Origin of the sequence: Streptomyces tagetis, assembly GCF_018069565.1 — a bacterium.
Taxonomy (GTDB): Bacteria; Actinomycetota; Actinomycetes; order Streptomycetales; family Streptomycetaceae; genus Streptomyces; species Streptomyces tagetis.
Window position 1 is genome coordinate 242,373 of record NZ_JAGPNL010000008.1, and the last position, 23,817, is coordinate 266,189.

Below are 23,817 nucleotides of genomic sequence, written 5' to 3' on the forward strand. Positions count from 1 at the left end.
CGACGTGGCCGGGCCCCGCAAGGGTGCGGTGCACGACACGGTGCCGCCCCCTCGGACGCCCTCCCTCGCCCCACCGCCGTGACCAGGAAGGGAGACGCCCGGTGCCCGCGGAGCGACTCCGCGGGCACCGGGCGTCCCAGCCGGCCGTGGGCCGGTTCACATGCCGGCGATCAGCTTCTCCACCCGGTCGTCCACCGAGCGGAACGGGTCCTTGCACAGGACGGTGCGCTGTGCCTGGTCGTTCAGCTTGAGGTGGACCCAGTCGACGGTGAAGTCCCGGCGCTGCTCCTGGGCCCGGCGGATGAAGTCGCCGCGCAGCCTGGCCCGGGTGGTCTGCGGCGGGACGGACTTGCCCTCGAAGATCTTGACGTCGTTGGCGATCCGGGCCGCCTGGCCCTTCTTCTCCAGCAGGTAGTACAGGCCCCGCCGGCGGTGGATGTCGTGGTAGGCGAGGTCTATCTGCGCGACCCGCGGATGCGACATGGTCATGTTGTGCTTGGCCCGGTACCGCTCGATGAGCTTGTACTTCATGACCCAGTCGATCTCGGTGTCGATGCGGTCGAGGTCCTCGGCCTCGATCGAGTCCAGCGTGCGGCCCCACAGCTCCAGCACCCGTTCGACGGTGCCGGTCCGGATGCCGCGCCGCTCACAGAAGTCGACGGCCTTCTCGTAGTACTCCCGCTGCACCTCCAGTGCCGACGCCTCGCGTCCGCTGGCCAGCCGCACCTTGCGGCGGCCGGTGATGTCGTGGCTGACCTCGCGGATCGCCCGGATCGGGTTCTCCAGGGTGAGGTCGCGCATCACCGTGCCCGCCTCGATCATGCGCAGCACCAGGTCGGTGGCGCCGACCTTGAGCAGCATGGTCGTCTCGGACATGTTGGAGTCACCCACGATGACGTGCAGCCGGCGGTAGCGCTCGGCGTCGGCGTGCGGTTCGTCGCGGGTGTTGATGATCGGCCGGGACCGGGTGGTCGCCGAGGAGACGCCCTCCCAGATGTGCTCGGCCCGCTGGCTGACGCAGTACACCGCACCGCGCGGCGTCTGCAGCACCTTTCCTGCACCGCAGAGGAGCTGCCTGGTCACCAGGAACGGGATGAGGATGTCCGCGAGCCGCGAGAACTCCCCGTGCCGGGCCACCAGATAGTTCTCGTGGCACCCGTAGGAGTTTCCCGCGGAATCGGTGTTGTTCTTGAAGAGGTAGACGTCGCCCGCGATTCCCTCCTCGTGCAGGCGTCGTTCGGCGTCCACCTGAAGTCCTTCGAGGATGCGCTCGCCCGCCTTGTCGTGCGTGACCAGTTCGATCACGTCGTCACATTCGGGTGTGGCGTATTCCGGATGTGACCCCACGTCGAGATAGAGGCGGGCCCCGTTGCGCAGAAAGACATTGCTGCTGCGGCCCCATGACACAACACGGCGGAAAAGGTACCGCGCCACCTCGTCAGGCGACAGGCGGCGCTGTCCCCTGAACGTGCACGTGACGCCGTACTCGTTCTCCAGCCCGAAAATGCGGCGGTCCATGACTGAACATTACGCCCGATCACCCGAACTGAAACGAGGTTCGAGGGCACGGTTCGGATCATTTTCCGAGGAAGCCGCAACTACCCCTCTCCCGGCGGGAACTGCGAGGACCCGTCCGGTGCACACCAGGACGAGCAGCGACACGGCCCCGGCCGCGCCGGGCACGGCGAAGCCCCACAGCGCCCCGCCGGCCTCGACCACCGGTCCCGCGAGGCCCGTTCCGACCGACGCGCCGACGGTGAACGTCGTCACGAGCCACGAGAACGCCTCCGTCACCGTGCCGCGCGGCGCGTGCAGGTCGACGAGGACGAAGGCGCAGGCGATGCACGGCGCGAGGAACACGCCGGCGACCACGGTGAGCAGCACCATCGGGACGGCACCGGGCATCAGCGTCAGCGGGAGGTAACACACCGCCAGCAGGGCGACCAGCACCCGCAGTCGCCGGGACGGCTCGCCCGCCCACTGCCGGGCCCCGTAGACGGCCCCGCCGGCCAGCGCGCCGAGCCCGAGGCCCGCCATCATCCAGCCGTACACCGCGTCGCCGCCGTGGTCGTCCGCGTACGGCACGGAGGCGACGGTGATCGAGCCGAGCGCCATGCCGATGAACAGGAAGGCGCCGAGCAGCGCCAGCAGCCCCCGGGAGCGCAGGGCGCCCAGCCAGTGCGCCTCACGCGGGGCCGAGCGCCACGCGCGCGAGGGGGGCGAGACGACCACCGACAGGGCGCCGAGCACGCCGAGCCCGTTGAGGATCAGCAGGGCGGCCTGGGGCGACCAGAGCGACACGCAGACCGTGACGAGCAGCGGGCCGAGGGTGAACATGACCTCCTGGGCCACGGCGTCCATCGCGTACGCCGCGTGCACCTGGTCCTCCTTGGGCAGCACGCTCGGCCACAGCGCCCGCAGCCCGCCCTCCAGCGGCGGCGTGAAGAGACCGGCGGCGGACACGGCCGCGTAGGCGAGCGGCGCCGGATCGGTCCCGGAGAAGGCGAAGACGGCCATGGCGAGCGCCGACAGCACGACGGCGGGCAACTGCACCCGCGGCTGCCCGCGCAGGTCCACCAGGCGCCCCAGCAGCGGCTGGCCGACGGCGTTGGCGACGCCGTACACGGCCGCCAGCGCGCCGGCGAGGCTGTAGGAGCCGCCCTCGGCCCGGACGAACAGCACGATCGCGATCGCCGCCGTGGCGTTGGGCAGCCGCCCCACCAGCGTGCCGACGAGCAGCCGGACGGCATGCCGCGCCCTGAGGATCTCCAGATAACCGGCGGCCACGACCCACCCCCTTCTCGGTGACCATGAGAGGTTTTACGTATAACGACGAGCGCCATACGTACCATGTCGGCTGTTCACGAGTCCAGACGAAAGCGCAGGCGAACGGTGGCAGGCAGCAGCACCCGTCCCACGAGCCGGGACGTCGCCCGGGTCGCCGGCGTGTCCCAGGCGGCGGTCTCCCTGGTGCTCGGCGACAAGTGGCGCGGGCGGGTCTCGGAGCCCACCGCACGGCGGGTCCGGGAGGCGGCGCGGGAACTGGGCTACCGCCCGAACCTCGCCGCCCGCAATCTGCGCCTGGGCCGCACCCGTACGGTGCTCCTGGTCGTACCGGCGCTGACCACGGAGTTCTTCGCGGGCGTCTACACGGGCGCCGCCCGCATCGCGGCGGAGCACGGCTTCGGCGTGGTCCTCTACCCGTCCCCGGAGGGCGTCGGCCCGGCCAAGGACCCCTTCGCCTCGGCGCCGGCGGCCCTGGACGGCGTCATCGCCTCCTCGATGGCCGCCGACGCGCTCAGCGCGATCCGCGGCGACCAGCTCCCGCTGGTGATGCTGGACAGCGACCCCGAGGGCAGCCTCGGCGCGGCGACGGTCAACCTGGACATCGCGGACGGCATCCGCCAGGTCGCGGACCACCTGCTGGAGCTGGGCCACCGCCGTTTCCTGCACCTGGCGGCGGACATCCCGTCCTGGACCTTCGAGGTCCGCGCCGACGCCCTGGCCGCCCGTCTCGCGGCCGTGCCGGACAGCGCCCTGCGCACGGTCCGGGCCCCGATCTCCATCGAGGGCGCGCGCAGGGTTGCCGAGGAGGCCCTGCGCGACCCGGAGTACCGTCCCACGGCGCTGGTCTGCGACGACGACAAACTGGCGGCCGGCGCCTACAAGGCGGCCCGGCGCGCGGGCCTGCGCATCCCGGACGACCTCTCGGTCACGGGCCTGGACGACCTGGGCCTGGCGACCGCCATCGACCCGGAGCTGACCACGGTCCGCCTGGACGCCGAGCGCTTCGGGGAACGCGGCATGCGCGCCCTCCTGGCCGTCCTGGAGGGCGTCGCCCCGCAGGAGGGCGACATCCCCGTCACCCTCATCCCCCGGGCCTCCACGGCCCCGCCGCCGCGGCCCCGGCCGTAGCCCCCGCCGAGGGCCCCGGCGGGGGCCGCTGACATCCCTCGGGGCCTACTCCTCGCCCGCGTCCTTCTCGCTCTCGGCGCCGGAACCGGCATCGGCATCGCCACCGGCCTCGGCGGAGGAGCCCGCCCCCGCCTCCAGCAGCCGCACGAGCTGCCCGCCCACGATCCGCTTGAACTTCCGCATCTGCGGCCGGGTCCGGTCCAGCACCGCCACCTCCAGCCGCTCGGCGGGGATCTCCCGCTCGCTGCCGTTGGTGTCCCGCGACAGCGCCTGCACGGCCAGCCGCAGGGCCTCCGCGAGGGTCATGCCGTCCCGGTGGCGCTGGTCCAGGTAGCTGCTGATCTGCTCCGCGTTGCCGCCGACGGCGACGGACCCGTGCTCGTCCACGATGGAGCCGTCGTGCGGCAGCCGGTAGATCTGGTCGCCCTCGGGCCGCTCGCCGACCTCGGCGACGACCAGCTCGACCTCGTACGGCTTCTCCGCGGAGCTGGAGAAGATCGTGCCGAGGGTCTGCGCGTAGACGTTGGCCAGGCCGCGGGCGGTGACGTCGTCACGGTCGTAGGTGTAGCCGCGCAGGTCGGCGTAGCGGACGCCGCCGATGCGCAGGTTCTCGTACTCGTTGTACTTGCCGGCGGCGGCGAAGCCGATCCGGTCGTAGATCTCGCTGAACTTGTGCAGCGCGCGGGACGGGTTCTCGCCGACGAAGACGATGCCGTCGGCGTACTGCAGCACCACGAGGCTGCGCCCGCGGGCGATGCCCTTGCGGGCGTACTCCGCGCGGTCGGCCATGGCCTGCTGGGGTGAGACATAGAACGGCGTCGACACCGGTTATCCGTCCCTTTCTGTCGAAGTCACTGGACCACCTGTCACCATCGTGGGCCGCCGGTCACAGCAGCGCGGCCCGCGGGCCGTCGGGCTGCTCCAGGCGGCGCTCCAGCACCGACCGGGACAGCTCGGAGGACTCGTCCCCGGTCAGCCGGCGGAAGCCGTCCTCGGTGATCACAGTGATGATCGGGTAGATCCGGCGGGCGACGTCGGGGCCGCCGGTCGCGGAGTCGTCGTCGGCCGCGTCGTAGAGGGCCTGGACCACGAGGGTCGTGGCCTGCTCCTCGGTGAGGTCGCCGTGGAAGAGCTTCTTCATGGCGCCGCGGGCGAAGACCGAGCCCGAGCCCGTGGCCGCGAAGTGGTGCTCCTCGGAGCGCCCGCCCGTGACGTCGTACGAGAAGATGCGGCCCTTGCCGCGGTCCACGTCGTAGCCGGCGAAGAGCGGCACCACCGCGAGGCCCTGCATGGCCATGCCGAGGTTGGAGCGGATCATGGTGGAGAGCCGGTTGGCCTTGCCCTCCAGGGAGAGCTGCGCGCCCTCGACCTTCTCGAAGTGCTCCAGTTCGAGCTGGAAGAGCTTGACCATCTCCACGGCCAGCCCGGCGGTGCCGGCGATGCCCACGGCCGAGTACTCGTCGGCCGGGAAGACCTTCTCGATGTCGCGCTGCGCGATGACGTTGCCCATGGTGGCGCGGCGGTCGCCGGCGAGCACCACGCCGCCGGGGAACGTCACGGCCACGATCGTGGTGCCGTGCGGCGCCTCGACCACGCCCTGCACCGGCGGGAGCCGGCGGTTGCCCGGGAGCAGCTCCGGCTGGTGCTCGCCGAGGAAGTCCATGAAGGAGGAGGACCCGGGCGTCAGGAAGGCAGATGGCAGACGCCCGGTGCTACGAGTGTTGGCTTCCACGCGGTTCCTTCCACATGTGCGGCAGCCCGCCGTCCCAGGTCGGGCCGATCCTTGAACTGCCCCAGCTCAGCGTCGTGACTGGAGCACGGTACGCCACGGACCCTACCCGCGTCGCGGTGGTGATCCACCTACTCTGCGGGAACCCGGAAGGAACCCCGCGGCCCCCCGGCGAGGGCCGCGTGCGGCACGGGTCTCCCGCACCGCACGCGGCGCCTCACGCTCCGCTCATCTGTCACTCGTCCGGCTCACGAACCTTCGAAACGAAGGTGGCCGCGCCTACTGTCCACCCTTTTGGACGAAGGACCGTACGAAGTCCTCCGCGTTCTCCTCCAGGACGTCGTCGATCTCGTCCAGGACGGAGTCGACGTCGTCGCTGAGCTTCTCCTGCCGCTCCTTGAGATCCTCGGCGGCCTGCGCGTCCTGCGCCTGCTCCTCGACCTCCTCGGTGGAACGCGTGGCCTTCTGCTGCCCGCCGCCGGTGTCCTTGGTCGCCATCACCCTCACCCCGCTCGGTTCGCCCGACACAGTTGCTCGGTTGTGATCAGACCCTACAAGCCGGGTCCGACATCGGCCCCGCGAGAATTCCGGGTGCGGGGCCCACCTCGTTGGTTCCGGGCCCGGGTGCAGGCACCCGGGCCCGGCCGTCTTCCGTCGTGTACCCGCCGGGCCCGGTCAGCCGCCGGAGAGGACCCTGACCAGGTCCTCCGCGGTGCGGCAGCGGTCCAGCAGTTCCTTGACGTGGTGACGCGTGCCGCGCAGCGGCTCCATCGTCGGCACCCGCTGGAGCGAGTCCCGGCCCGGCAGATCGAAGATCACCGAGTCCCAGGAGGCCGCGGCCACGTCGTCCGCGTACTGCTCCAGGCAGCGTCCGCGGAAGTAGGCGCGGGTGTCCTCGGGCGGCTTGGTACGGGCCCTTTCGACATCCGCCTCGTCCAGCAGCCGTTTGATGCGCCCGCGCTCCACCAGGCGGTTGTAGAGGCCCTTGTCGGGGCGTACGTCCGCGTACTGGAGGTCGACCAGGTGGAGCCGGGCCGCGTCCCAGTCGACGTTGTCGCGGCGCCGGTAGCCCTCCATCAGCTCCCGCTTGGCGACCCAGTCCAGTTCGCCGGCGAGGCTCATGGGGTCGTTCTCCAGCCGGTTGAGGGTGTCCTCCCACCGGCCGAGGACGTCCTTGGTCTGCTCGTCGGCGTCGGCGCCGTACCGCTCCTCGACGTACTTGCGCGCCAGCTCGTAGTACTCCATCTGGAGCTGGACCGCGGTCAGCCTGCGCCCGCTGCGCAGGGTGACGAGGTGTTCGAGGGAGGCGTCGTGCGAGACCTGGTGCAGGGTGCGCACGGGCTGGTCGACGGCGAGGTCGACGGCGATGAAACCGTCCTCGATCATCGACAGCACCAGAGCGGTCGTGCCCAGCTTCAGATAGGTCGAGATCTCGGACAGGTTCGCGTCGCCGATGATCACATGCAGTCGCCGGTACTTCTCCGCGTCCGCGTGCGGTTCGTCGCGCGTGTTGATGATGGGCCGCTTCAGGGTGGTCTCCAGCCCCACCTCGACCTCGAAGTAGTCCGCGCGCTGGCTGATCTGGAACCCGTGCTCCTGCCCGTCCTGGCCGATGCCGACGCGGCCGGCCCCGGCGAAGACCTGGCGGGAGACGAAGAAGGGCGTCAGGTGGCGCACGATGTCGGAGAAGGCGGTCTCCCGCTTCATCAGGTAGTTCTCGTGCGTGCCGTAGGAGGCGCCCTTGTTGTCGGTGTTGTTCTTGTAGAGGTGGATCGGCTGGGCGCCGGGGAGCTGCGCGGCCCGCTCGGCGGCCTCGGCCATGATCCGCTCGCCGGCCTTGTCCCACAGCACGGCGTCCAGCGGGTTGGTGACCTCCGGAGCGCTGTACTCCGGGTGGGCGTGGTCGACGTAGAGCCGTGCGCCGTTGGTGAGGATCACGTTGGCCAGGCCGATGTCCTCGTCGGTGAGCTGGCTGGAGTCGGCGGCCTCACGGGCGAGGTCGAAGCCCCGCGCGTCCCGCAGCGGATTCTCCTCCTCGAAGTCCCAGCGGGCTCGCCGGGCCCGGTGCATCGCCGCCGCGTAGGCGTTGACGATCTGGGAAGAGGTGAGCATGGCATTGGCATTGGGGTGACCGGGGACGGAGATGCCGTACTCCGTCTCGATGCCCATTACTCGCCGTACGGTCATGCGGCCCTCCTTGCCCGGCGGCGCCCTCGGTCGTGGACGCCGCTCACGTACCGCTGGCGCTCCGATGCGTGTGCGGTGCCCGTCCCCGCAGTGCGCGACTCGGCGGTACGGAAGAGCCTAGAACGCCTCTGCGCTGGTGGGGAGATCATTTGCGTCATTGCTTCGCTCCGGCCGTGTCCCCCGAAATCAGTCGGCTGCGGGTACCCGCCGAGGGCACCCGCAGCCGCCCCGACTTTTACAGGTACTGACCGGTGTTCGCCACCGTGTCGATGGACCGTCCGGTGTCCGCGCCCTGCTTTCCGGTGACGAGCGTACGGATGTACACGATCCGCTCGCCCTTCTTTCCGGAGATGCGGGCCCAGTCGTCCGGGTTGGTCGTGTTGGGAAGGTCCTCGTTCTCCTTGAACTCGTCCACGCACGCCTGGAGCAGATGGGAGACGCGAAGTCCCTTCTGGGTCTTTTCCAGGAAGTCCTTGATCGCCATTTTCTTGGCGCGGCCCACGATGTTCTCGATCATGGCACCGGAATTGAAGTCCTTGAAGTAGAGGACTTCCTTGTCGCCATTGGCGTACGTGACCTCCAGGAAGCGGTTCTCCTCGGATTCCGCGTACATCTGCTCGACCGCCGTCTGGATCATTCCCTGGACGGTGGAGCCCCGGTCGCCCGCGTGCTCCGCGAGGTCGTCCTCGTGCAGCGGGAGGCGCTCGGTGAGGTACTTGCCGAAGATGTCCGTGGCCGCCTCGGCGTCCGGACGCTCGATCTTGATCTTCACGTCGAGCCGGCCGGGCCGCAGGATGGCGGGGTCGATCATGTCCTCACGGTTGGAGGCACCGATCACCACCACGTTCTGCAAGCCCTCCACACCGTCGATCTCGGCGAGGAGCTGGGGGACGATGGTGTTCTCCACGTCCGAGCTGACGCCGGAGCCGCGGGTGCGGAACAGGGACTCCATCTCGTCGAAGAAGACGATGACGGGCGTGCCCTCGCTGGCCTTCTCCCGGGCCCGCTGGAAGACCAGGCGGATCTGCCGCTCGGTCTCGCCGACGTACTTGTTCAGCAGCTCGGGGCCCTTGATGTTGAGGAAGAAGCTCTTGCCGGCGGCCTGGCCGGTCACCTCGGCGACCTTCTTGGCCAGCGAGTTCGCGACGGCCTTGGCGATGAGCGTCTTGCCGCATCCGGGCGGGCCGTAGAGGAGGACGCCCTTGGGCGGACGCAGCTCGTGCTCCCGGAACAGGTCGGGGTAGAGGTAGGGAAGCTCGACCGCGTCGCGGATCGCCTCGATCTGTCCGCCGAGGCCGCCGATCTGCTCGTAGCCGATGTCGGGGACCTCTTCGAGGACCAGCTCCTCGACCTCGCTCTTCGGCACGACCTCGTAGACGTAGCCGGAGCGGGGTTCGAGCAGGAGGGCGTCGCCGGCGCGGATGGTGATGCCGCGCAGCGGCTCGGCCAGCCGGACCACGCGCTCCTCGTCGGTGTGACCGAGGACCAGCGCGCGCTCGCCGTCCTCCAGGATCTCCTTGAGGGTGACGATGTCGCCGACGCTCTCGTACTCCATGGCCTCGACCACGTTGAGCGCCTCGTTGAGCATCACTTCCTGGCCGCGCCGCAGCTCGTCCAGCTCGACGCTCGGGCTCACGTTCACCCGGAGCTTGCGGCCGCCGGTGAAGATGTCGGCCGTGCCGTCCTCGTTCGCCTGAAGGAAGACGCCGAAGCCGGCCGGTGGCTGGGCCAGCCGGTCGACCTCCTCCTTGAGAGCCACGATCTGGTCGCGGGCCTCGCGGAGCGTGTTGGCCAGCCGCTCGTTCTGGGCGGACACGCCGGCCAGATTGGTCTGCAACTCGACGATCCGCTCTTCGAGAATTCTCGTGTGCCGCGGAGAATCGGCGAGCTTGCGGCGCAGGACGGCGATCTCCTGCTCAAGATAGGCCACCTGCCCGGCCGGGTCCTCGGACCCTCGACCCGGGCGGATGCCGCGGTTCATGTCGTCGTCGTGGGCTGCCACGGTCCTCACCTCCTCCAAGGGGAGCTGGACGCTTCCAGACCCTACCTGCGTGGGTGTCGATTGAAACCCCTAGATCACAAAGACGGTGGGGGTGTGTCCGATCTTCACCCTTGCGCTCTCCCTCACGCCAGGGGAATACCCACCGAACGTGAAGGGAACCCCGGCGGAGGTAGGGTCGAACTGTTCAACACCCGTCGGAGCTGGCCGGATTCCCGAACCGCCCGACGCGGTGCAAAGGCCGTACAGGGCAGGGAGAGATGAGCGTGGAACAGGGTGCCGGGACCGCCGGTGAGGCGCTGGAGGTCTGGATCGACCAGGACCTGTGCACCGGTGACGGCATCTGCGCCCAGTACGCGCCCGAGGTGTTCGAGCTGGACATCGACGGTCTCGCCTACGTCAAGGGCGCGGACGACGAGCTGTTGCAGCACGCGGGGGCGACCACGCCCGTACCGCTGACCCTGCTCACCGATGTGGTCGACTCGGCGAAGGAGTGTCCCGGCGAGTGCATCCACGTGCGGCGCGTTTCGGACAAGGCCGAGGTCTACGGTCCCGACGCGGAGTGACCCTTCCGTGACGTTCCGCACGCGCGCGGGAGGCCGGTTCCGCCGGTCCGGGGCGCGCGGGACGCCGTTCCTCAGACGGTCCTGGCCGGTGACGGCGTGCCGCGCAGGAACGCGCCGTCCTTCCACTGCCACTTCACGTCGTCCGTGACGTCGGGGCAGCAACTGGGCACGTCGGACGAGGAGTAGCCGAGCATCGTGGCGAGCACGGCGCCGTCGCGGACCCGCAGGTCGGTGACGGTGCGGCGCTCGGGGGTGTCCACCAGGGTGGCCACGACGCGGGGGCTGCCGCCGGTGTCCCGGGTGAGGACGTACACGGCGTCGGGCGGGGTGCCCATGGGCGCGTCGCAGTGGACCGCGACCACCGTCTCGGGGACGCCGTCGCCGTCGAGGTCACCGGCGGCGGTCTTCTGCACCAGGGCCTCGACCGGACCGCACTCCAGCGGGAAGGCGGCCTCGGTCGGGTCGGGCGGCGCGGGCTGCCGCGGGGCGCTCTTGGTACGCGGGGCGCCGGGCTGCGCGGCCGTCGCGGCGTCGGGCTGGAGGAACGAGGAGAGCGCGACCACACCGGCGAGCGCCGTGGCGGTGGCGACCCAGTGGATCGGCCGGGTGTGCGTGTGGGACAGGTCCGGAACGGCGGGGTGCTGCACGAGGAGGGTCTCCTGTGAGGGCTGTGCCGGTGGGGGTGGCCAGCATCGTGCCACACGTCACAGTGCGAGGGAACGGCGGGGTGGGTACTCGTCCGCGCTCGCGCGGCCCACTGTCCCGCTCAACGCGGCGGCGCCGTGGCGGAGTTCCCGGTGTGTCCGGGGAACTCCGCCACGGCGCCCTCGCGTTGTTCGCGGTGCGGCCGGGTCAGCGGCCGGCGCCCCCGTCGGCGTTGGGGCCGGCGTAGTCCTCGCCGTAGGCGCCCTTGGCGGGACGGCGGCGGCGCATGGGGGGCTCGACGCCGTCGGCGAGGCGCCGGGCGGTGAGCAGGAAGCCGGTGTGGCCGATCATGCGGTGGTCCGGGCGGACGGCCAGGCCCTCGATGTGCCAGTTGCGGATCATCGTCTCCCAGGAGGTCGGCTCGTTGAAGCAGCCGATCTCGCGGATGGACTCGACGGTCCGCGCGAGCTGGGTGGTGGTGGCGACGTAGCAGCAGAGGATGCCGCCGGGGACGAGGGCCTTGGAGACGGCCTCCAGGCACTCCCAGGGGGCGAGCATGTCGAGGATGACGCGGTCGACGTCGCTGTCGGACAGGTTGTCCTGGAGGTCGCCGACGGTGAGCTGCCAGGCGGGGTGGGGGCCGCCGAAGTAGCGCTCCACGTTCTGCCGGGCGATGTCGGCGAAGTCCTCGCGCCGCTCGTAGGAGTGCAGCATCCCCTGGTCGCCGATGGCGCGGAGCAGGAAGCTGCTGAGCGAGCCGGAGCCGACGCCGGCCTCGACGACGCGCGCGCCGGGGAAGATGTCGGCGAAGGCGAGGATCTGTCCCGCGTCCTTCGGGTAGACGACGGCCGCCCCGCGGGGCATGGACAGGACGTAGTCGGGGAGCAGGGGGCGCAGCGCGAGATAGGCGACGTTGCCGGTGGTGCGGACCACACTGCCCTCGGGAGCGCCGATCAGCTCGTCGTGCGGGAAGGAACCCTTGTGGGTGTGGAAGTTCTTCCCTGCTTCGAGCGTGAACGTGTAGTGGCGGCCCTTGGGGTCGGTCAGCTGAACCTGGTCCCCGACCGTGAAGGGCCCGCGCCTGCGGGCGGCACCGGTCGGTTCGGACATGTGACCAGCCTACCGGTCCCCGGGGGACCGCCCGACCACGCGGCGGTGCGGGGCCGGGCGGGCAGGGGCCGGACGGGGCTAGGAGGGGCGGGCCATCGCCTTGACGAACGCCTTCTCCACGTCCGCCGCGGAGAGCACGCCGTAGATCGCGCCGGACTCCTCGACCACCAGGTACTCGGTCGCCGGGGTGGTGCGCAGGGCGTCGAGGAGTTCCTCCCCGGACAGATCGGCGGAGACGCGCATGCCCTCGGTGATGTCGTGGGCGAGGGTGCTGACCGCGACCCAGGGGCGGCGGTGCTCCGGTACGCCGACGATGGCGGCCTCCCGGACCAGGGAGACGGGATGTCCCTCGCCGTCGACGACGACCAGGGCGCGGGCCCCGGATGTGTTGGCGCGGCGCAGCGCCTCGGACAGGGGCGTGTCGCCGGGGACCGGGACCGCGCGCCGGGTGAGGGCGCGGGCGCGCAGCTCGGGAAGGTGTTCGCGCAGGCGGGCCATGCGCAGGCTGTTGCCGGCGCCGGTCCAGATGATCGCGGCGAGGATCGCGGCCAGCAGCGCGTCCATCACCGTGTCCATGCCGACGCTGTTCTGCGCGGGTGAGCCGAGCGCCCCGGACTGGGTGAGCAGCGGCAGGCCGATCAGGACGGAGACGGCGAGGGCCCGGCCGACCCAGGCGGCGGCGACGGTGCCGCTCATCGGCTTGCCGGTGATCTTCCAGACGACGGCGCGCAGCATCCGGCCGCCGTCCAGGGGGAGGCCGGGGAGCAGGTTGAAGACGGCCACGATGAGGTTGGAGATCATCAGGCCGGCCAGGAGCACGCCGGGGACGGTGCCCGGCTCCACGCCGAGCAGGGCGCCGTAGAAGACCCCGGCGAGGACGAGGGAGAGCAGCGGGCCGACGAAGGCGAGGACGAACTCGCGGCCCGGGGTCTCGGCCTCCTTCTCGATCTCGGAGACGCCGCCGAAGAACTGGAGCTGGATGCGGCGCACGGGGAGCTTGAAGCGCAGGGCGGCGACGGTGTGGGCCAGCTCGTGGATGAGCACGGAGGCGTAGAAGGCGACGGCGAAGAAGAGCGAGACGAGGTAGCGGGCGGCGCCCAGTTCGGGCAGGACGCGTTCCAGTTGGCCGCCGAACACCCAGGTGATCAGGATGGCGACCAGGAACCAGCTCGGCGCGACGTACACGGGTACGCCGAAGATCCGCCCCATGAGCAGCCCGCCCCTGGGCTCGGGCCGCTGCGGCGGCTTCCCGGGGCCCTCGCCGTCGCCCCCGGCGTGGGCCTCGGAGCGGGGGGCGACGGGACCGCCAGGGCCGTGGGGGCCGTGGGGGCCGTCGGGGGTGTGGGCTTCGGAGCGGGGGGCGACGGGACCGCCAGGGCCGTGGGGGCCGTGGGGGCCGTCGGGGGTGTGGGCTTCGGAGCGGGGGGCGCCGGGAGTGGGGTGCTCGATGGGGCCGGCGTGGCCGCCGGGGTGCTGGTGACGGGCGGGGGGCTCGTGGTCACCGGGGCGCTGGGGGCTGCCGGGAGCGCCGGTGCCCGCTGTGCCGCCGGGGCCCCTCGTGCCGCCGGGGCCGCCGGGACCACCGGTGCCGCCGGGGCCTCCGGGCTCTCCCGTACCACCGGTGCCTTCCGCACCACCCGTCTCTTTCGTGCCGCCGGCCCCTCCCGTACCGCCCGTCTCTCCCGCACCACCGGTGCCCGCGGGCTCACCCGTGTCCTCGGCCTCGCGCGCGCCCCGGTCCGGACCCTCCGGGCGCTCCGGGCCGTCCGTGCCCCCGGTGGCGGCCCGGGGGTTCGTGGGGTCCGGGTGCCCGGTGGCGGCCCGGGGGTTCGTGGGGTCCGGGTGCCCGGGGCCGGCGGCCGGGGTTCCGGGCCCTGTGTGGGGCCCGGCCGGCTGGTCGTTGCCGGACCGCGGGTGCCCGCTCCCGCCGCTCACGTTCACGGTGTCCCCTCATTCGAAGCGTCTTCCGCGCCTGACGGGCGGAAGGGTCTCGTGTCGATGGTATGCGGCCGGGGCGCCCCGTTCCGCCCCGGCACCCCCTGGCGCCCCCGTGGCAACCCGCGCTCTCCTCGCCCGCCCCGCCGCCCGCCGCGGCCCTCACCACCGCGACTGGGTCACTGTCGGTGGCGGCCCGTAAGGTCTGGGGGCATGGAGACGAGCATCGAGGGCGTCGCGGACGCGCCGGGGTCCGCCGCGCCCGCGGCCACGGCACCCGCGCCCGCGCCCACCCCGGCACCGGCGTCCGTACCGACCGCCGCCCCCGCCCCCGTGCCCGTCGCCCTGCCCCCCGCCTCGCTGTCGCCCTCCCGCGCCGGCGACTTCATGCGGTGCCCGCTGCTGTACCGCTTGCGGGTCATCGACCGGCTGCCGGAGAAGCCGAGCGAGGCGGCGACCCGGGGCACCCTGGTCCACGCGGTGCTGGAGCGGCTCTTCGACGCCCCGGCGGCGGAGCGCACCGCGCCGCGGGCGAAGGCGCTGGTCCCGGGCGAGTGGGAGCGGCTGCGGGAGAGCCGGCCGGAGGTCGTGGAGCTGTTCGCGGACGACCCGGGAGGCGAGCGGCTGGCCCGCTGGCTCGGGGAGGCCGAGCGACTGGTGGAGCGCTGGTTCACCCTGGAGGACCCGAGCCGGCTGGAGCCGGCCGAGCGGGAGCTGTTCGTCGAGGCCGATCTGGACTCCGGACTGCGGCTGCGCGGCATCATCGACCGGGTCGACGTGGCCCCCACCGGCGAGGTGCGGATCGTCGACTACAAGACGGGCAAGGCGCCCCGGCCGCAGTACGCCGAGGAAGCGCTGTTCCAGATGAAGTTCTACGCGCTGGTGGTCTGGCGGCTGAAGCGGGTCGTGCCGCGGCGGCTCCAGCTCGTCTACCTCGGCAGCGGCGACGTGCTCACCTACGATCCGGTCCCCGCCGACCTGGAGCGGGTCGAACGCAAGCTGCTGGCCCTGTGGGACGCCATCCGCCTGGCGACGGAGACGGGCGACTGGCGTCCGCGGCCCACCCGGCTGTGCGACTGGTGCGACCACCGGGAGCACTGTCCGGAGTTCGGCGGCACTCCCCCGCCCTACCCGCTGCCCGTCGTGAGGGCGGCCCCGTCCGGTGGCCCGGCGCAGGGCAGAATGGGCCCGGACTAGCGAAGGAGACTCACGTGGCCATCCGCGTCCTACTCGTCGACGACCAGCCGCTGTTGCGCACGGGCTTCCGGATGATCCTGGAGGCCGAGCAGGACATCGCGGTCGTCGGGGAGGCGGGAGACGGCCTCCAGGCGCTCGACCAGGTGCGGGCGCTCCAGCCCGACGTGGTCCTGATGGACATCCGCATGCCGCGGATGGACGGCGTGGAGGCCACCCGGCAGATCACCGGACCCGAGCGGGACGGCCCGGCCAAGGTGCTGGTGCTGACCACCTTCGACCTCGACGAATACGTGGTGGAGGCGCTCAAGGCGGGCGCCAGCGGCTTCCTGCTGAAGGACGCCCCGGCCAACGAGCTGGTGCAGGCGATCCGGGTGGTCGCCGGCGGGGAGGCGATGCTCGCCCCGTCCGTCACCCGGCGGCTGCTCGACAAGTACGCCACTCACCTGCCGTCCGGCGAGGAGCCGGTGCCGGACACCCTGCACACGCTGACGGAGCGTGAGATGGAGGTGCTCAAGCTGGTGGCCCGCGGGCTGTCCAACGCGGAGATCGCCGCCGACCTCTTCGTCAGCGAGACCACCGTCAAGACGCACGTGGGCCATGTGCTGACCAAGCTGGGACTGCGCGACCGGGTGCAGGCCGCGGTGTACGCGTACGAGAGCGGGCTGGTGCGCCCCGGCGCGCAGTAGCGTCCTGGAACGCGGTGTCCGTACCGCATGGCGAAGGGCGCCCCCTTCCTTCGGGAAGAGGGCGCCCTTCGCTGTCGTACGGGCCTGGTGCGGGGTCAGCCCTTGACGCCCCGGTTCAGCTCCCAGAGCTGGAGCGTGGAGGAGGAGTTGAGGGCGTAGGCCGTGCCCGTGATGTCGTCGCGGGCGGCGACGTACTGCTTGCCCTGCCACAGCGGGATCAGCGGGACGTCGGCGGCGATGATGTCCTGGATCTGCGTCAGGCTGCCGGCGGCGGAGAGCCGGTCGGCCTCGCGCCGCGACTGCGGGATGAGGCTCTCGATGACCTCGGTGTTCGCGTACGGCGAGTTGAGGGTGTTGTCCTTGTCGAGGAACGGCGCGATGAAGCTGTCCGCGTCGGGGAAGTCCGGGAACCAGCCCATGCCGAAGACGTCGTACTGGCCCTTCAGCTCGGCCGGGCGGAAGTCCTTCCAGGGCGTGCCCTTGATGTCGACGTCGAACAGGCCGCTGTCGTTGAGCTGCTTCTGGAGCTGCTCGAACTCGCCCTTGGTCGCCGCGCCGTAGTGGTCGGTGGTGTAGTGCAGCGTCAGCTTCAGCGGGGTGGTGATGTCGACGTCGGCGGCCTGGAGCATCTGCTTGGCCTTGTTGACGCTCGGGTCGCCGTACTTGTTGAAGAACGAGTTGGAGTGGCCGGTGATGCTGGCCGGGACCATCGAGTACAGCGGTTCGGCCTGCGAGCCGTAGACCTTGGAGACCAGTTCGCTGCGGTTGATGACCTGGGCCATCGCCTGGCGCACGGCCTTGGCCTTGACGATCGGCGCGTCGGTGTTGAAGGCCAGGTAGCGGATCTCCAGACCGGCGACCTCGACGAGGGAGACCTCGCCGCCGGTGGTGTTGGAGAGCTTCTGGATCTGCGACGGCGTCATGGCACGCGTCATGACGTCGATGTCACCCTTCTCGATGGCGTCGCCCATGGCGTCGGCATCGGCGAAGGAGACCATCTCCACCTTGCTGTTGTTCACCTTGAGGCTCCCCTTGTAGTGGGGGTTCTTGGTGAAGACGGCCTTGATCAGCTCGCCGTCCTTGACCTCGCTCTTCAGGCTGTACGGGCCGGAGCCGTCCACCTCGAAGCCCTCGCGCAGCTTGTCCTTCTCGTAGTCGTCGGGGTTGACGATGCCGGCGACCGGGGTCGACAGCTTGAACGGGAAGGTGGCGTCGGCGGTGTTGAGGTGGAAGATGACCTCACGGTCGCCCTGGGTCTCCACGGTGTCGACGGTGGAGAGCAGCGCGTAGACCTGGCTGTCCGCCTCGATGGCCAGGGCGCGGTCGATGGAGTACTTCACGTCGGCCGCGGTGATGGGGTCGCCGTTGGCGAACTTCAGACCGTCGCGCAGGGTGCACGCGTAGCGTTCGGAGGCGGTGTCGGTGAAACCGCACTTCTCGGCCGCCTCGGGCACCGGTTCGCCGTCGCCGCGCGGCTGGGTCATCAGCGTCTGCACGGTCTGCCGAAGGATGTTCCAGGAGCCGACGTCGTAGGCGTACGCCGGGTCGAAGGGCGCGGGGGCCTCCTTCGAGGCGGTGAACCGGTCCGTGGTGCCGACGACGATCGCACCGCCGCCACTGCCACCGTCGGACCCGCCGCAACCGGCGAGCACCGGCGCGAGCAGGCCGACGACGGCCGGCAGCACCAAAGTCTTACGGTTCATGCTCGAGTTTCTCCAGAGCTGTCGGTCCGTGTATCCGGCATGCAGGGGTGTTGCGGCGGATCACGGGGATAGTGGCCGAGGTTCTGGCCACGAGATTAGTCCGCGCCCGCACGCGGGTTCACAGCCACCGGAGTTGAGGGCTCATCACGGAGCGAAACCGGGTGTGGACACACCGAAAACCCGACAGAGGAAGGATTCGTGCAGGCTCTCCCCAATCGGGACACATGGGCCCCCCGAAAGCCCCTCCGGCACGGCAAACAGCACAACCGGCGCGATCTGTCGACCCCTGTCGGCGTGGGGAACCTCACACCAACCCCCCGCAGGCGCGGACGCCCGTATTCGGTGATATGCGGCACCGGAAAAGGCGGTCGCGCGTCCGCGTTCCAGGAGACACCCGTTACCGGAATTCGGCTGTTATCGACGCTGCACGCTGGGTGAACGGCTAGCGCATTCGCGGCATCAGGCCGTGCAGGAAATTCAGGTCCACCTCTTCCAGCGAGCCGACCACGGTACGGCGGAGGGCCGGGGTGATGGGGGCGACGGAGGGCACGGCCACGACATGGCAGCCCGCGGCCTCGGCGGCGGCGACGCCGGTCGCGGTGTCCTCGACGACCGCGCAGCGCACCGGGTCGACGCCGAGCCCGGTGGCGGCGGCCAGGTAGGGGTCGGGGTGCGGCTTGGTGCGCGGCACCTCGTCGCCGGCGACGCTGAGCGCGAAGTGCTGGGGGCCGAGCGTGGTGAGCACCCGGTCGATGATGCGCCGATGCGAGGCGGAGACGAGGGCCGTCGGGATCTGGTGGGCGGAGAGTTCGGCGAGCAGGCGGTGGGCGCCGGGCATCAGGGGCAGATCGCGGTGGATGCGCTCCTCGAACCCGTCATTGAGCAGGACGCTCAGTTCCGCGAGGGTGATGTCCGCGCCGGTGGCCTCGATGAGGAATCCCGCGCTGCGGCTCATGGGGCCGCCGACGACGACGTGGCGCCAGGAGTCGTCGAGGGTGTGGCCGAGGGAGGCGAAGACCTCGGTCTCCACGTCCCACCAGAAGCCCTCGGTGTCCACCAGGGTGCCGTCCATGTCGAGGAGCACGGCCTGCAGGGCGGAGCCTTCGGCCGTACGGGTGCCGAGCGCGGGGACCGTACTGGTCATCCACGTACCTCCTTGGGGGGACGAGCAGGCCGGTTCCCACGGGGGGAACCGGCCTGCAGGGGACCGACCAGCGTACGTCGTACGGAACCGGAACGCCGGGTGTGGCGTCCGGGTCCGCCCGGACGGAGGAGCGGCGGGGGTCAGCGGGCGTTGAAGTACTTCGCCTCGGGGTGGTGGATCACGATGGCGTCGGTGGACTGCTCGGGGTGGAGCTGGAACTCCTCCGAGAGGTGGACGCCGATGCGCTCGGGGCCGAGCAGGTCGGCGATCTTGGCGCGGTCCTCCAGGGCGGGGCAGGCCCCGTAGCCGAGGGAGAAGCGGGCGCCCCGGTACTTCAGGGCGAACATGTCCTCCATCGCGGCCGGGTCCTCCCCGCCGAAGCCCAGTTCGGCGCGGACCCGCGCGTGCCAGTACTCGGCGAGGGCCTCGGCGAGCTGCACCGACAGTCCGTGCAGTTCGAGGTAGTCGCGGTAGGCGTTGGCCTCGAACATGCGGGCCGTCTCCTCGCCGATGCGGGAGCCGACGGTGACGATCTGGAAGCCGACGACGTCTGTCTCGCCGGACTCCTCCGGGCGGAAGAAGTCGGCGAGGCACAGCCGCCGGCCGCGCCGCTGGCGGGGGAAGGTGAAGCGGGTGCGCTCGTTGCCGGAATCGTCCAGGACGATCAGGTCGTCGTCCTTGGAGACGCAGGGGAAGTAGCCGTAGACGACGGCCGCCTCCAGCAGGTTGTCGGTCTGGAGCCGGTCCAGCAGTCCGCGCAGCCGGGGCCGGCCCTCGGTCTCGACGAGTTCCTCGTAGGTGGGGCCCTCGCCGGTGCGGGCCTGCTTCAGTCCCCACTGGCCCTTGAAGAGGGCGCCCTCGTCCAGCCAGGAGGCGTACTCCTTGAGCTGGATGCCCTTGATCACCCGGGTGCCCCGGAAGGGGGGCTCGGGGAGGGGGTTGTCGGTGGCGACGTCGGAGCGGACGTGGCCCTCCTCGGGGCGCTCCTCGATCTCGACGGTGGCCGCGCGCACCCGGCGCTGGCGCAGTTCGGGCAGTTTGGCGCCGGGCACGCCGCGCTTGATGCCGATGAGCGCGTCCATGAGGCGCAGCCCCTCGAAGGCGTCGCGGGCGTAGCGGACCTCGCCGTCGTAGATCTCGTACAGGTCCTGTTCGACGTAGGCGCGGGTGAGGGCGGCGCCACCGAGGATCACGGGGAACTTGGCGGCCAGCCCGCGCTGGTTCAGCTCCTCCAGGTTCTCCTTCATGATCACGGTGGACTTGACCAGGAGACCGGACATGCCGATGACGTCGGCCCGGTGTTCGTCGGCGGCCTCCAGGATGGCGGAGACCGGCTGCTTGATGCCGAGGTTGACGACGTTGTAGCCGTTGTTGGAGAGGATGATGTCGACGAGGTTCTTGCCGATGTCGTGCACGTCGCCGCGGACGGTGGCGAGCACGATGGTGCCCTTGCCGTCCTCGTCCGTCTTCTCCATGTGCGGCTCCAGGTGGGCCACGGCCGCCTTCATCACCTCGGCGGACTGGAGCACGAAGGGCAGTTGCATCTGTCCGGAGCCGAAGAGTTCGCCGACCACCTTCATGCCGTCCAGGAGCGTCTCGTTGACGATCTCCAGGGCGGGGCGGGTGGTGAGGGCGGTCTCCAGGTCCTCTTCGAGGCCGTTGCGCTCGCCGTCGATGATGCGGCGCTTGAGGCGCTCGTCCAGCGGCAGCGCGGCCAGCTCCTCGGCCTTGGACGCCTTGAGGGACTTGGCGGTGGCGCCCTCGAAGAGCTGCATGAGCTTCTGCAGCGGGTCGTAGCCCTCGCGGCGGCGGTCGTGGATCAGGTCCAGGGCCGTGGTGACCTGCTCCTCGTCGAAGCGGGCGATCGGGAGGATCTTGGAGGCGTGGACGATGGCCGAGTCGAGTCCGGCCTTGACGCACTCGTCCAGGAAGACGGAGTTGAGCAGGATGCGGGCGGCCGGGTTGAGGCCGAAGGAGATGTTGGAGAGGCCGAGGGTGGTCTGCACCTTGGGGTGGCGCCGCTTCAGCTCGCGGATGCCTTCGAGGGTGGCCACACCGTCGCCCCGGGACTCCTCCTGGCCGGTGCAGATGGTGAAGGTGAGGCAGTCGATGAGGATGTCCTCCTCGTGGATGCCCCAGTTGCCGGTCAGGTCGGCGATGAGCCGTTCGGCGATCTCGACCTTCTTCTCGGCGGTGCGGGCCTGGCCGACCTCGTCGATGGTGAGCGCGATCAGGGCGGCGCCGTGCTCCTGGGCCAGTCGGGCGACCTTGGCGAACCGGGAGTCGGGGCCGTCCCCGTCCTCGTAGTTGACCGAGTTGATCACGGCCCGGCCGCCGAGCCGTTCGAGACCGGCACGCAGGACGTCGACCTCGGTGGAGTCCAGGACGATGGGCAGGGTCGAGGCGGTGGCGAACCGTCCGGCCAGCTCCTCCATGTCGGCGACGCCGTCGCGGCCCACGTAGTCCACGCAGAGGTCGAGCATGTGGGCGCCCTCGCGGATCTGGTCCCGGGCCATCTCCACGCAGTCGTCCCAGCGGCCGGCGAGCATGGCCTCGCGGAACTTCTTCGAGCCGTTGGCGTTGGTCCGCTCGCCGATGGCGAGGTACGAGGTGTCCTGCCGGAAGGGCACCGTCTGGTAGAGGGAGGCGGCGCCGGGCTCGGGGCGCGGATCGCGCTCGGCGGGGGTGAGGTCGCGGACCCGCTCCACCACCTGGCGCAGGTGCTCGGGGGTGGTGCCGCAGCAGCCGCCGACCAGCGAGAGCCCGTACTCCCGGACGAAGGTCTCCTGGGCGTCGGCGAGTTCCGGGGCCGTGAGCGGGTAGTGGGCGCCGTCCTTGCCGAGGACGGGGAGTCCGGCGTTGGGCATGCAGGAGAGCGGGATGCGCGAGTGGCGGGCCAGGTAGCGCAGGTGCTCGCTCATCTCGGCGGGGCCGGTGGCGCAGTTCAGGCCGATCATGTCGATGCCGAGCGGTTCCAGGGCGGTCAGCGCGGCGCCGATCTCCGAGCCGAGCAGCATCGTGCCGGTGGTCTCGACGGTGACGGAGACGATCAGCGGCAGGTCGTCGAGGCCCAGGGTCTCCAGGGCGCGGCGGGCGCCGAGCACGGCCGCCTTGGTCTGGAGCAGGTCCTGCGTGGTCTCGACCAGCAGCGCGTCGGCGCCGCCCTCGACCAGTCCCTCGGCGTTGCGCTGGAAGGCGTCGCGCAGGGTGCGGTACGGGGCGTGGCCGAGGGTGGGCAGCTTGGTGCCGGGGCCGATGGAGCCGAGGACCCAGCGCGGGCGGCCGTCGCGGGCGGTGAACTCGTCGGCGACCTCGCGGGCGACGCGGGCGCCGGCCTCGGACAGCTCGTGGACGCGGTCGGCGATGTCGTACTCGCCGAGGGCGGAGTGGTTGGCGCCGAAGGTGTTGGTCTCCACGCAGTCCACGCCGGCCGCGAAGTACTCCTCGTGCACCGAGCGGACGATGTCCGGCCGGGTCAGGTTCAGTACCTCGTTGCACCCTTCGAGCTGCTGGAAGTCCTCCAGCGTCGGGTTCTGCGCCTGGAGCATGGTGCCCATCGCGCCGTCGGCCACCACCACGCGGGTGGCGAGCGCCTCGCGGAGGGCGGACACACGGGTCCGGATGTCGGCGGACGGGGTGGACGGCGACGAGGCCATGAAGGGGCTCCCTAGAATGCGACGGCTGTCGGCTTTGCGCGGGCCCCGGCACCGCCCACAGGGGACGTCCGGGACCAAACGCACGGCGCCAGCCTAGCCGGGACCGGCCGTGCGCGGGCCGGGGCGTCCACGAGACGGACGGGCGCGGCGGCCCGAATGCGCTCGGAGAGGTGACGTCCGGGGGGCCGGGCGGCGGTGCCGGGCCGCCGTCGGGCCGACGGTCGCCCGGGGGTGGGACAGTGACCCGCCGACCATTGGCGGGAGGTCGGCATGGACCGGTAGTGTTCGGCATTGCCGAACGATGTCAGCGGCGCCGTAGCGGCGGTCGGGGAGTACGCCGGGATCGGCGGTCGGAGAGACGGAGGCGTACGTCGATGGCTCGGAACATCCAGTCGCTCGAACGGGCGGCGGCGATGCTGCGCCTGCTCGCGGGCGGTGAGCGCCGGCTCGGCCTGTCGGACATCGCCTCGTCGCTGGGCCTGGCCAAGGGCACGGCCCACGGCATCCTGCGCACGCTCCAGCACGAGGGCTTCGTCGAGCAGGACGAGGCGTCGGGGCGGTACCAACTGGGGGCCGAACTGCTGCGCCTGGGCACCACCTATCTCGACGTGCACGAGCTACGGGCCCGCGCCCTGGTATGGACGGACGACCTGGCCCGCTCCAGCGGCGAGAGCGTCCACCTCGGGGTACTGCACCAGGGCGGTGTCCTGGTGGTGCACCACGTCTTCCGCCCCGACGACAGCCGCCAGGTGCTGGAGATCGGAGCCATGCAGCCGCTGCACTCCACGGCACTCGGCAAGGTGCTCGCCGCCTACGACCCGGTCGCCCGCAGCCAGGCCCTGGAGGGCGAGCGGAAGGCGCTCACGGACCGCACGGTGTACGACGCGGAGGGGTTCGAGCACGTCCTGGACCTCACCCGCGCGCGGGGGTACGCGGCCGACGTCGAGGAGACCTGGGAGGGCGTCGCGGCCATCGCCGCCCCCATCCACGACCGGCGCCGGATGCCGGTCGGCGCGGTCGGGGTCACCGGCGCGGTGGAGCGGCTGTGCCGGGGCGGGGAACTGCGGCCGGAACTGATCGCGGCGGTGCGGGACTGCGCCCGCGCGGTCTCCCGGGACCTGGGCGCGGGGCGGTTCTGAGGGCCGGGCCCGCCGTGGCCCGCCGCGATCTGCTGCGATCTGCCGGGGCCCGCCGTGACCTGCCGTGACCTGCCGTGACCTGCCGTAAGCCGTCGTGACCTGCCGTAGGCCGGCCGGGAGGCCGCCCCGGCGCGCGCCCGAGGCCGCGCAGAGCACCCCCGCCCGACACGCCCGAGCCCGCCCGGCGTACCCCCGAGCCCGCCCAC

The 23,817-nt window shown here is 71.3% G+C and carries 18 protein-coding genes; 5 read left to right on the forward strand and 13 right to left on the reverse strand.

The features are described 5' to 3' along the window. Positions 1-156: 156 nt before the first annotated feature. Together pafA and J5Y05_RS25475 are read right to left on the reverse strand one after the other, a co-directional pair. Entirely contained in the window at positions 157-1,518 is a 1,362-nt protein-coding gene (gene pafA / locus J5Y05_RS25470; RefSeq protein ID WP_210875409.1) for a Pup--protein ligase, read from the reverse strand. A 9-nt stretch (positions 1,519-1,527) separates the two neighbouring features. Further along, positions 1,528-2,787 carry an MFS transporter gene (locus J5Y05_RS25475; protein ID WP_210875410.1) on the reverse strand — a complete coding sequence of 420 codons (1,260 nt, stop codon included), beginning with the start codon at positions 2,785-2,787 and terminating at the stop codon, positions 1,528-1,530. 105 nt (positions 2,788-2,892) lie between these two features. Between J5Y05_RS25475 and J5Y05_RS25480 the strand changes: the two genes are divergently transcribed. Beyond that, the gene (locus tag J5Y05_RS25480; RefSeq protein ID WP_210875411.1) at positions 2,893-3,915 is read left to right on the forward strand and encodes a LacI family DNA-binding transcriptional regulator; all 1,023 of its coding nucleotides are present in this window, start codon (positions 2,893-2,895) and stop codon (positions 3,913-3,915) included. A gap of 45 nt (positions 3,916-3,960) precedes the next feature. Here J5Y05_RS25480 and prcA read toward each other — a convergent pair whose 3' ends face one another. The 5 genes from prcA to arc form a co-directional block, all read right to left on the reverse strand. Next, entirely contained in the window at positions 3,961-4,740 is a 780-nt protein-coding gene (gene prcA / locus J5Y05_RS25485) for a proteasome subunit alpha (RefSeq protein ID WP_210875412.1), read from the reverse strand. A 61-nt stretch (positions 4,741-4,801) separates the two neighbouring features. Then, positions 4,802-5,647 carry a proteasome subunit beta gene (gene prcB / locus J5Y05_RS25490; RefSeq protein WP_210875413.1) on the reverse strand — a complete coding sequence of 282 codons (846 nt, stop codon included), beginning with the start codon at positions 5,645-5,647 and terminating at the stop codon, positions 4,802-4,804. 276 nt (positions 5,648-5,923) lie between these two features. After that, positions 5,924-6,142: a ubiquitin-like protein Pup gene (locus J5Y05_RS25495; protein WP_018848997.1), complete on the reverse strand. Its 219-nt coding sequence runs from the start codon at positions 6,140-6,142 to the stop codon at positions 5,924-5,926. Between the two features lie 177 nt (positions 6,143-6,319). Continuing rightward, on the reverse strand, positions 6,320-7,831 hold the full coding sequence (gene dop / locus J5Y05_RS25500) for a depupylase/deamidase Dop (protein ID WP_372450523.1): 1,512 nt from the start codon (positions 7,829-7,831) through the stop codon (positions 6,320-6,322). A 235-nt stretch (positions 7,832-8,066) separates the two neighbouring features. Continuing rightward, entirely contained in the window at positions 8,067-9,833 is a 1,767-nt protein-coding gene (gene arc / locus J5Y05_RS25505) for a proteasome ATPase (RefSeq protein WP_210875414.1), read from the reverse strand. A 257-nt stretch (positions 9,834-10,090) separates the two neighbouring features. On the opposite strand from arc, the gene J5Y05_RS25510 reads away from it, so the two are divergent. Continuing rightward, positions 10,091-10,396: a ferredoxin gene (locus J5Y05_RS25510; RefSeq protein WP_210875415.1), complete on the forward strand. Its 306-nt coding sequence runs from the start codon at positions 10,091-10,093 to the stop codon at positions 10,394-10,396. A 71-nt stretch (positions 10,397-10,467) separates the two neighbouring features. Here J5Y05_RS25510 and J5Y05_RS25515 read toward each other — a convergent pair whose 3' ends face one another. The 3 genes from J5Y05_RS25515 to J5Y05_RS32495 form a co-directional block, all read right to left on the reverse strand. After that, positions 10,468-11,043 carry a hypothetical protein gene (locus J5Y05_RS25515; RefSeq protein ID WP_210875416.1) on the reverse strand — a complete coding sequence of 192 codons (576 nt, stop codon included), beginning with the start codon at positions 11,041-11,043 and terminating at the stop codon, positions 10,468-10,470. 205 nt (positions 11,044-11,248) lie between these two features. Next, positions 11,249-12,151 carry a tRNA (adenine-N1)-methyltransferase gene (locus tag J5Y05_RS25520; RefSeq protein ID WP_210875417.1) on the reverse strand — a complete coding sequence of 301 codons (903 nt, stop codon included), beginning with the start codon at positions 12,149-12,151 and terminating at the stop codon, positions 11,249-11,251. A 78-nt stretch (positions 12,152-12,229) separates the two neighbouring features. After that, the gene (locus J5Y05_RS32495; RefSeq protein WP_210875418.1) at positions 12,230-14,092 is read right to left on the reverse strand and encodes a site-2 protease family protein; all 1,863 of its coding nucleotides are present in this window, start codon (positions 14,090-14,092) and stop codon (positions 12,230-12,232) included. Between the two features lie 207 nt (positions 14,093-14,299). On the opposite strand from J5Y05_RS32495, the gene J5Y05_RS25530 reads away from it, so the two are divergent. Together J5Y05_RS25530 and J5Y05_RS25535 are read left to right on the forward strand one after the other, a co-directional pair. Further along, positions 14,300-15,283, forward strand: a complete 984-nt coding sequence (locus J5Y05_RS25530; protein WP_210875419.1) for a RecB family exonuclease — start codon at positions 14,300-14,302, stop codon at positions 15,281-15,283. A gap of 14 nt (positions 15,284-15,297) precedes the next feature. Continuing rightward, entirely contained in the window at positions 15,298-15,969 is a 672-nt protein-coding gene (locus tag J5Y05_RS25535) for a response regulator (protein WP_210875420.1), read from the forward strand. A 95-nt stretch (positions 15,970-16,064) separates the two neighbouring features. Here the strand turns inward: J5Y05_RS25535 and J5Y05_RS25540 are convergent, their stop codons facing one another. From J5Y05_RS25540 to metH, 3 genes are all read right to left on the reverse strand, one after another. Next, complete coding sequence (locus tag J5Y05_RS25540) at positions 16,065-17,672, reverse strand: ABC transporter substrate-binding protein (RefSeq protein ID WP_210875421.1); 1,608 nt, start codon at positions 17,670-17,672, stop codon at positions 16,065-16,067. A 442-nt stretch (positions 17,673-18,114) separates the two neighbouring features. Further along, a complete protein-coding gene (locus tag J5Y05_RS25545; protein ID WP_210875422.1) occupies positions 18,115-18,816 on the reverse strand; it encodes an HAD family hydrolase in 702 nt (233 codons plus the stop codon). 140 nt (positions 18,817-18,956) lie between these two features. Beyond that, positions 18,957-22,472, reverse strand: a complete 3,516-nt coding sequence (metH, locus tag J5Y05_RS25550; protein ID WP_210875423.1) for a methionine synthase — start codon at positions 22,470-22,472, stop codon at positions 18,957-18,959. A gap of 374 nt (positions 22,473-22,846) precedes the next feature. Here metH and J5Y05_RS25555 point away from each other — a divergent pair, with 374 nt between their 5' ends. After that, the gene (locus J5Y05_RS25555; protein ID WP_210875424.1) at positions 22,847-23,611 is read left to right on the forward strand and encodes an IclR family transcriptional regulator; all 765 of its coding nucleotides are present in this window, start codon (positions 22,847-22,849) and stop codon (positions 23,609-23,611) included. Positions 23,612-23,817 lie beyond the last annotated feature (206 nt).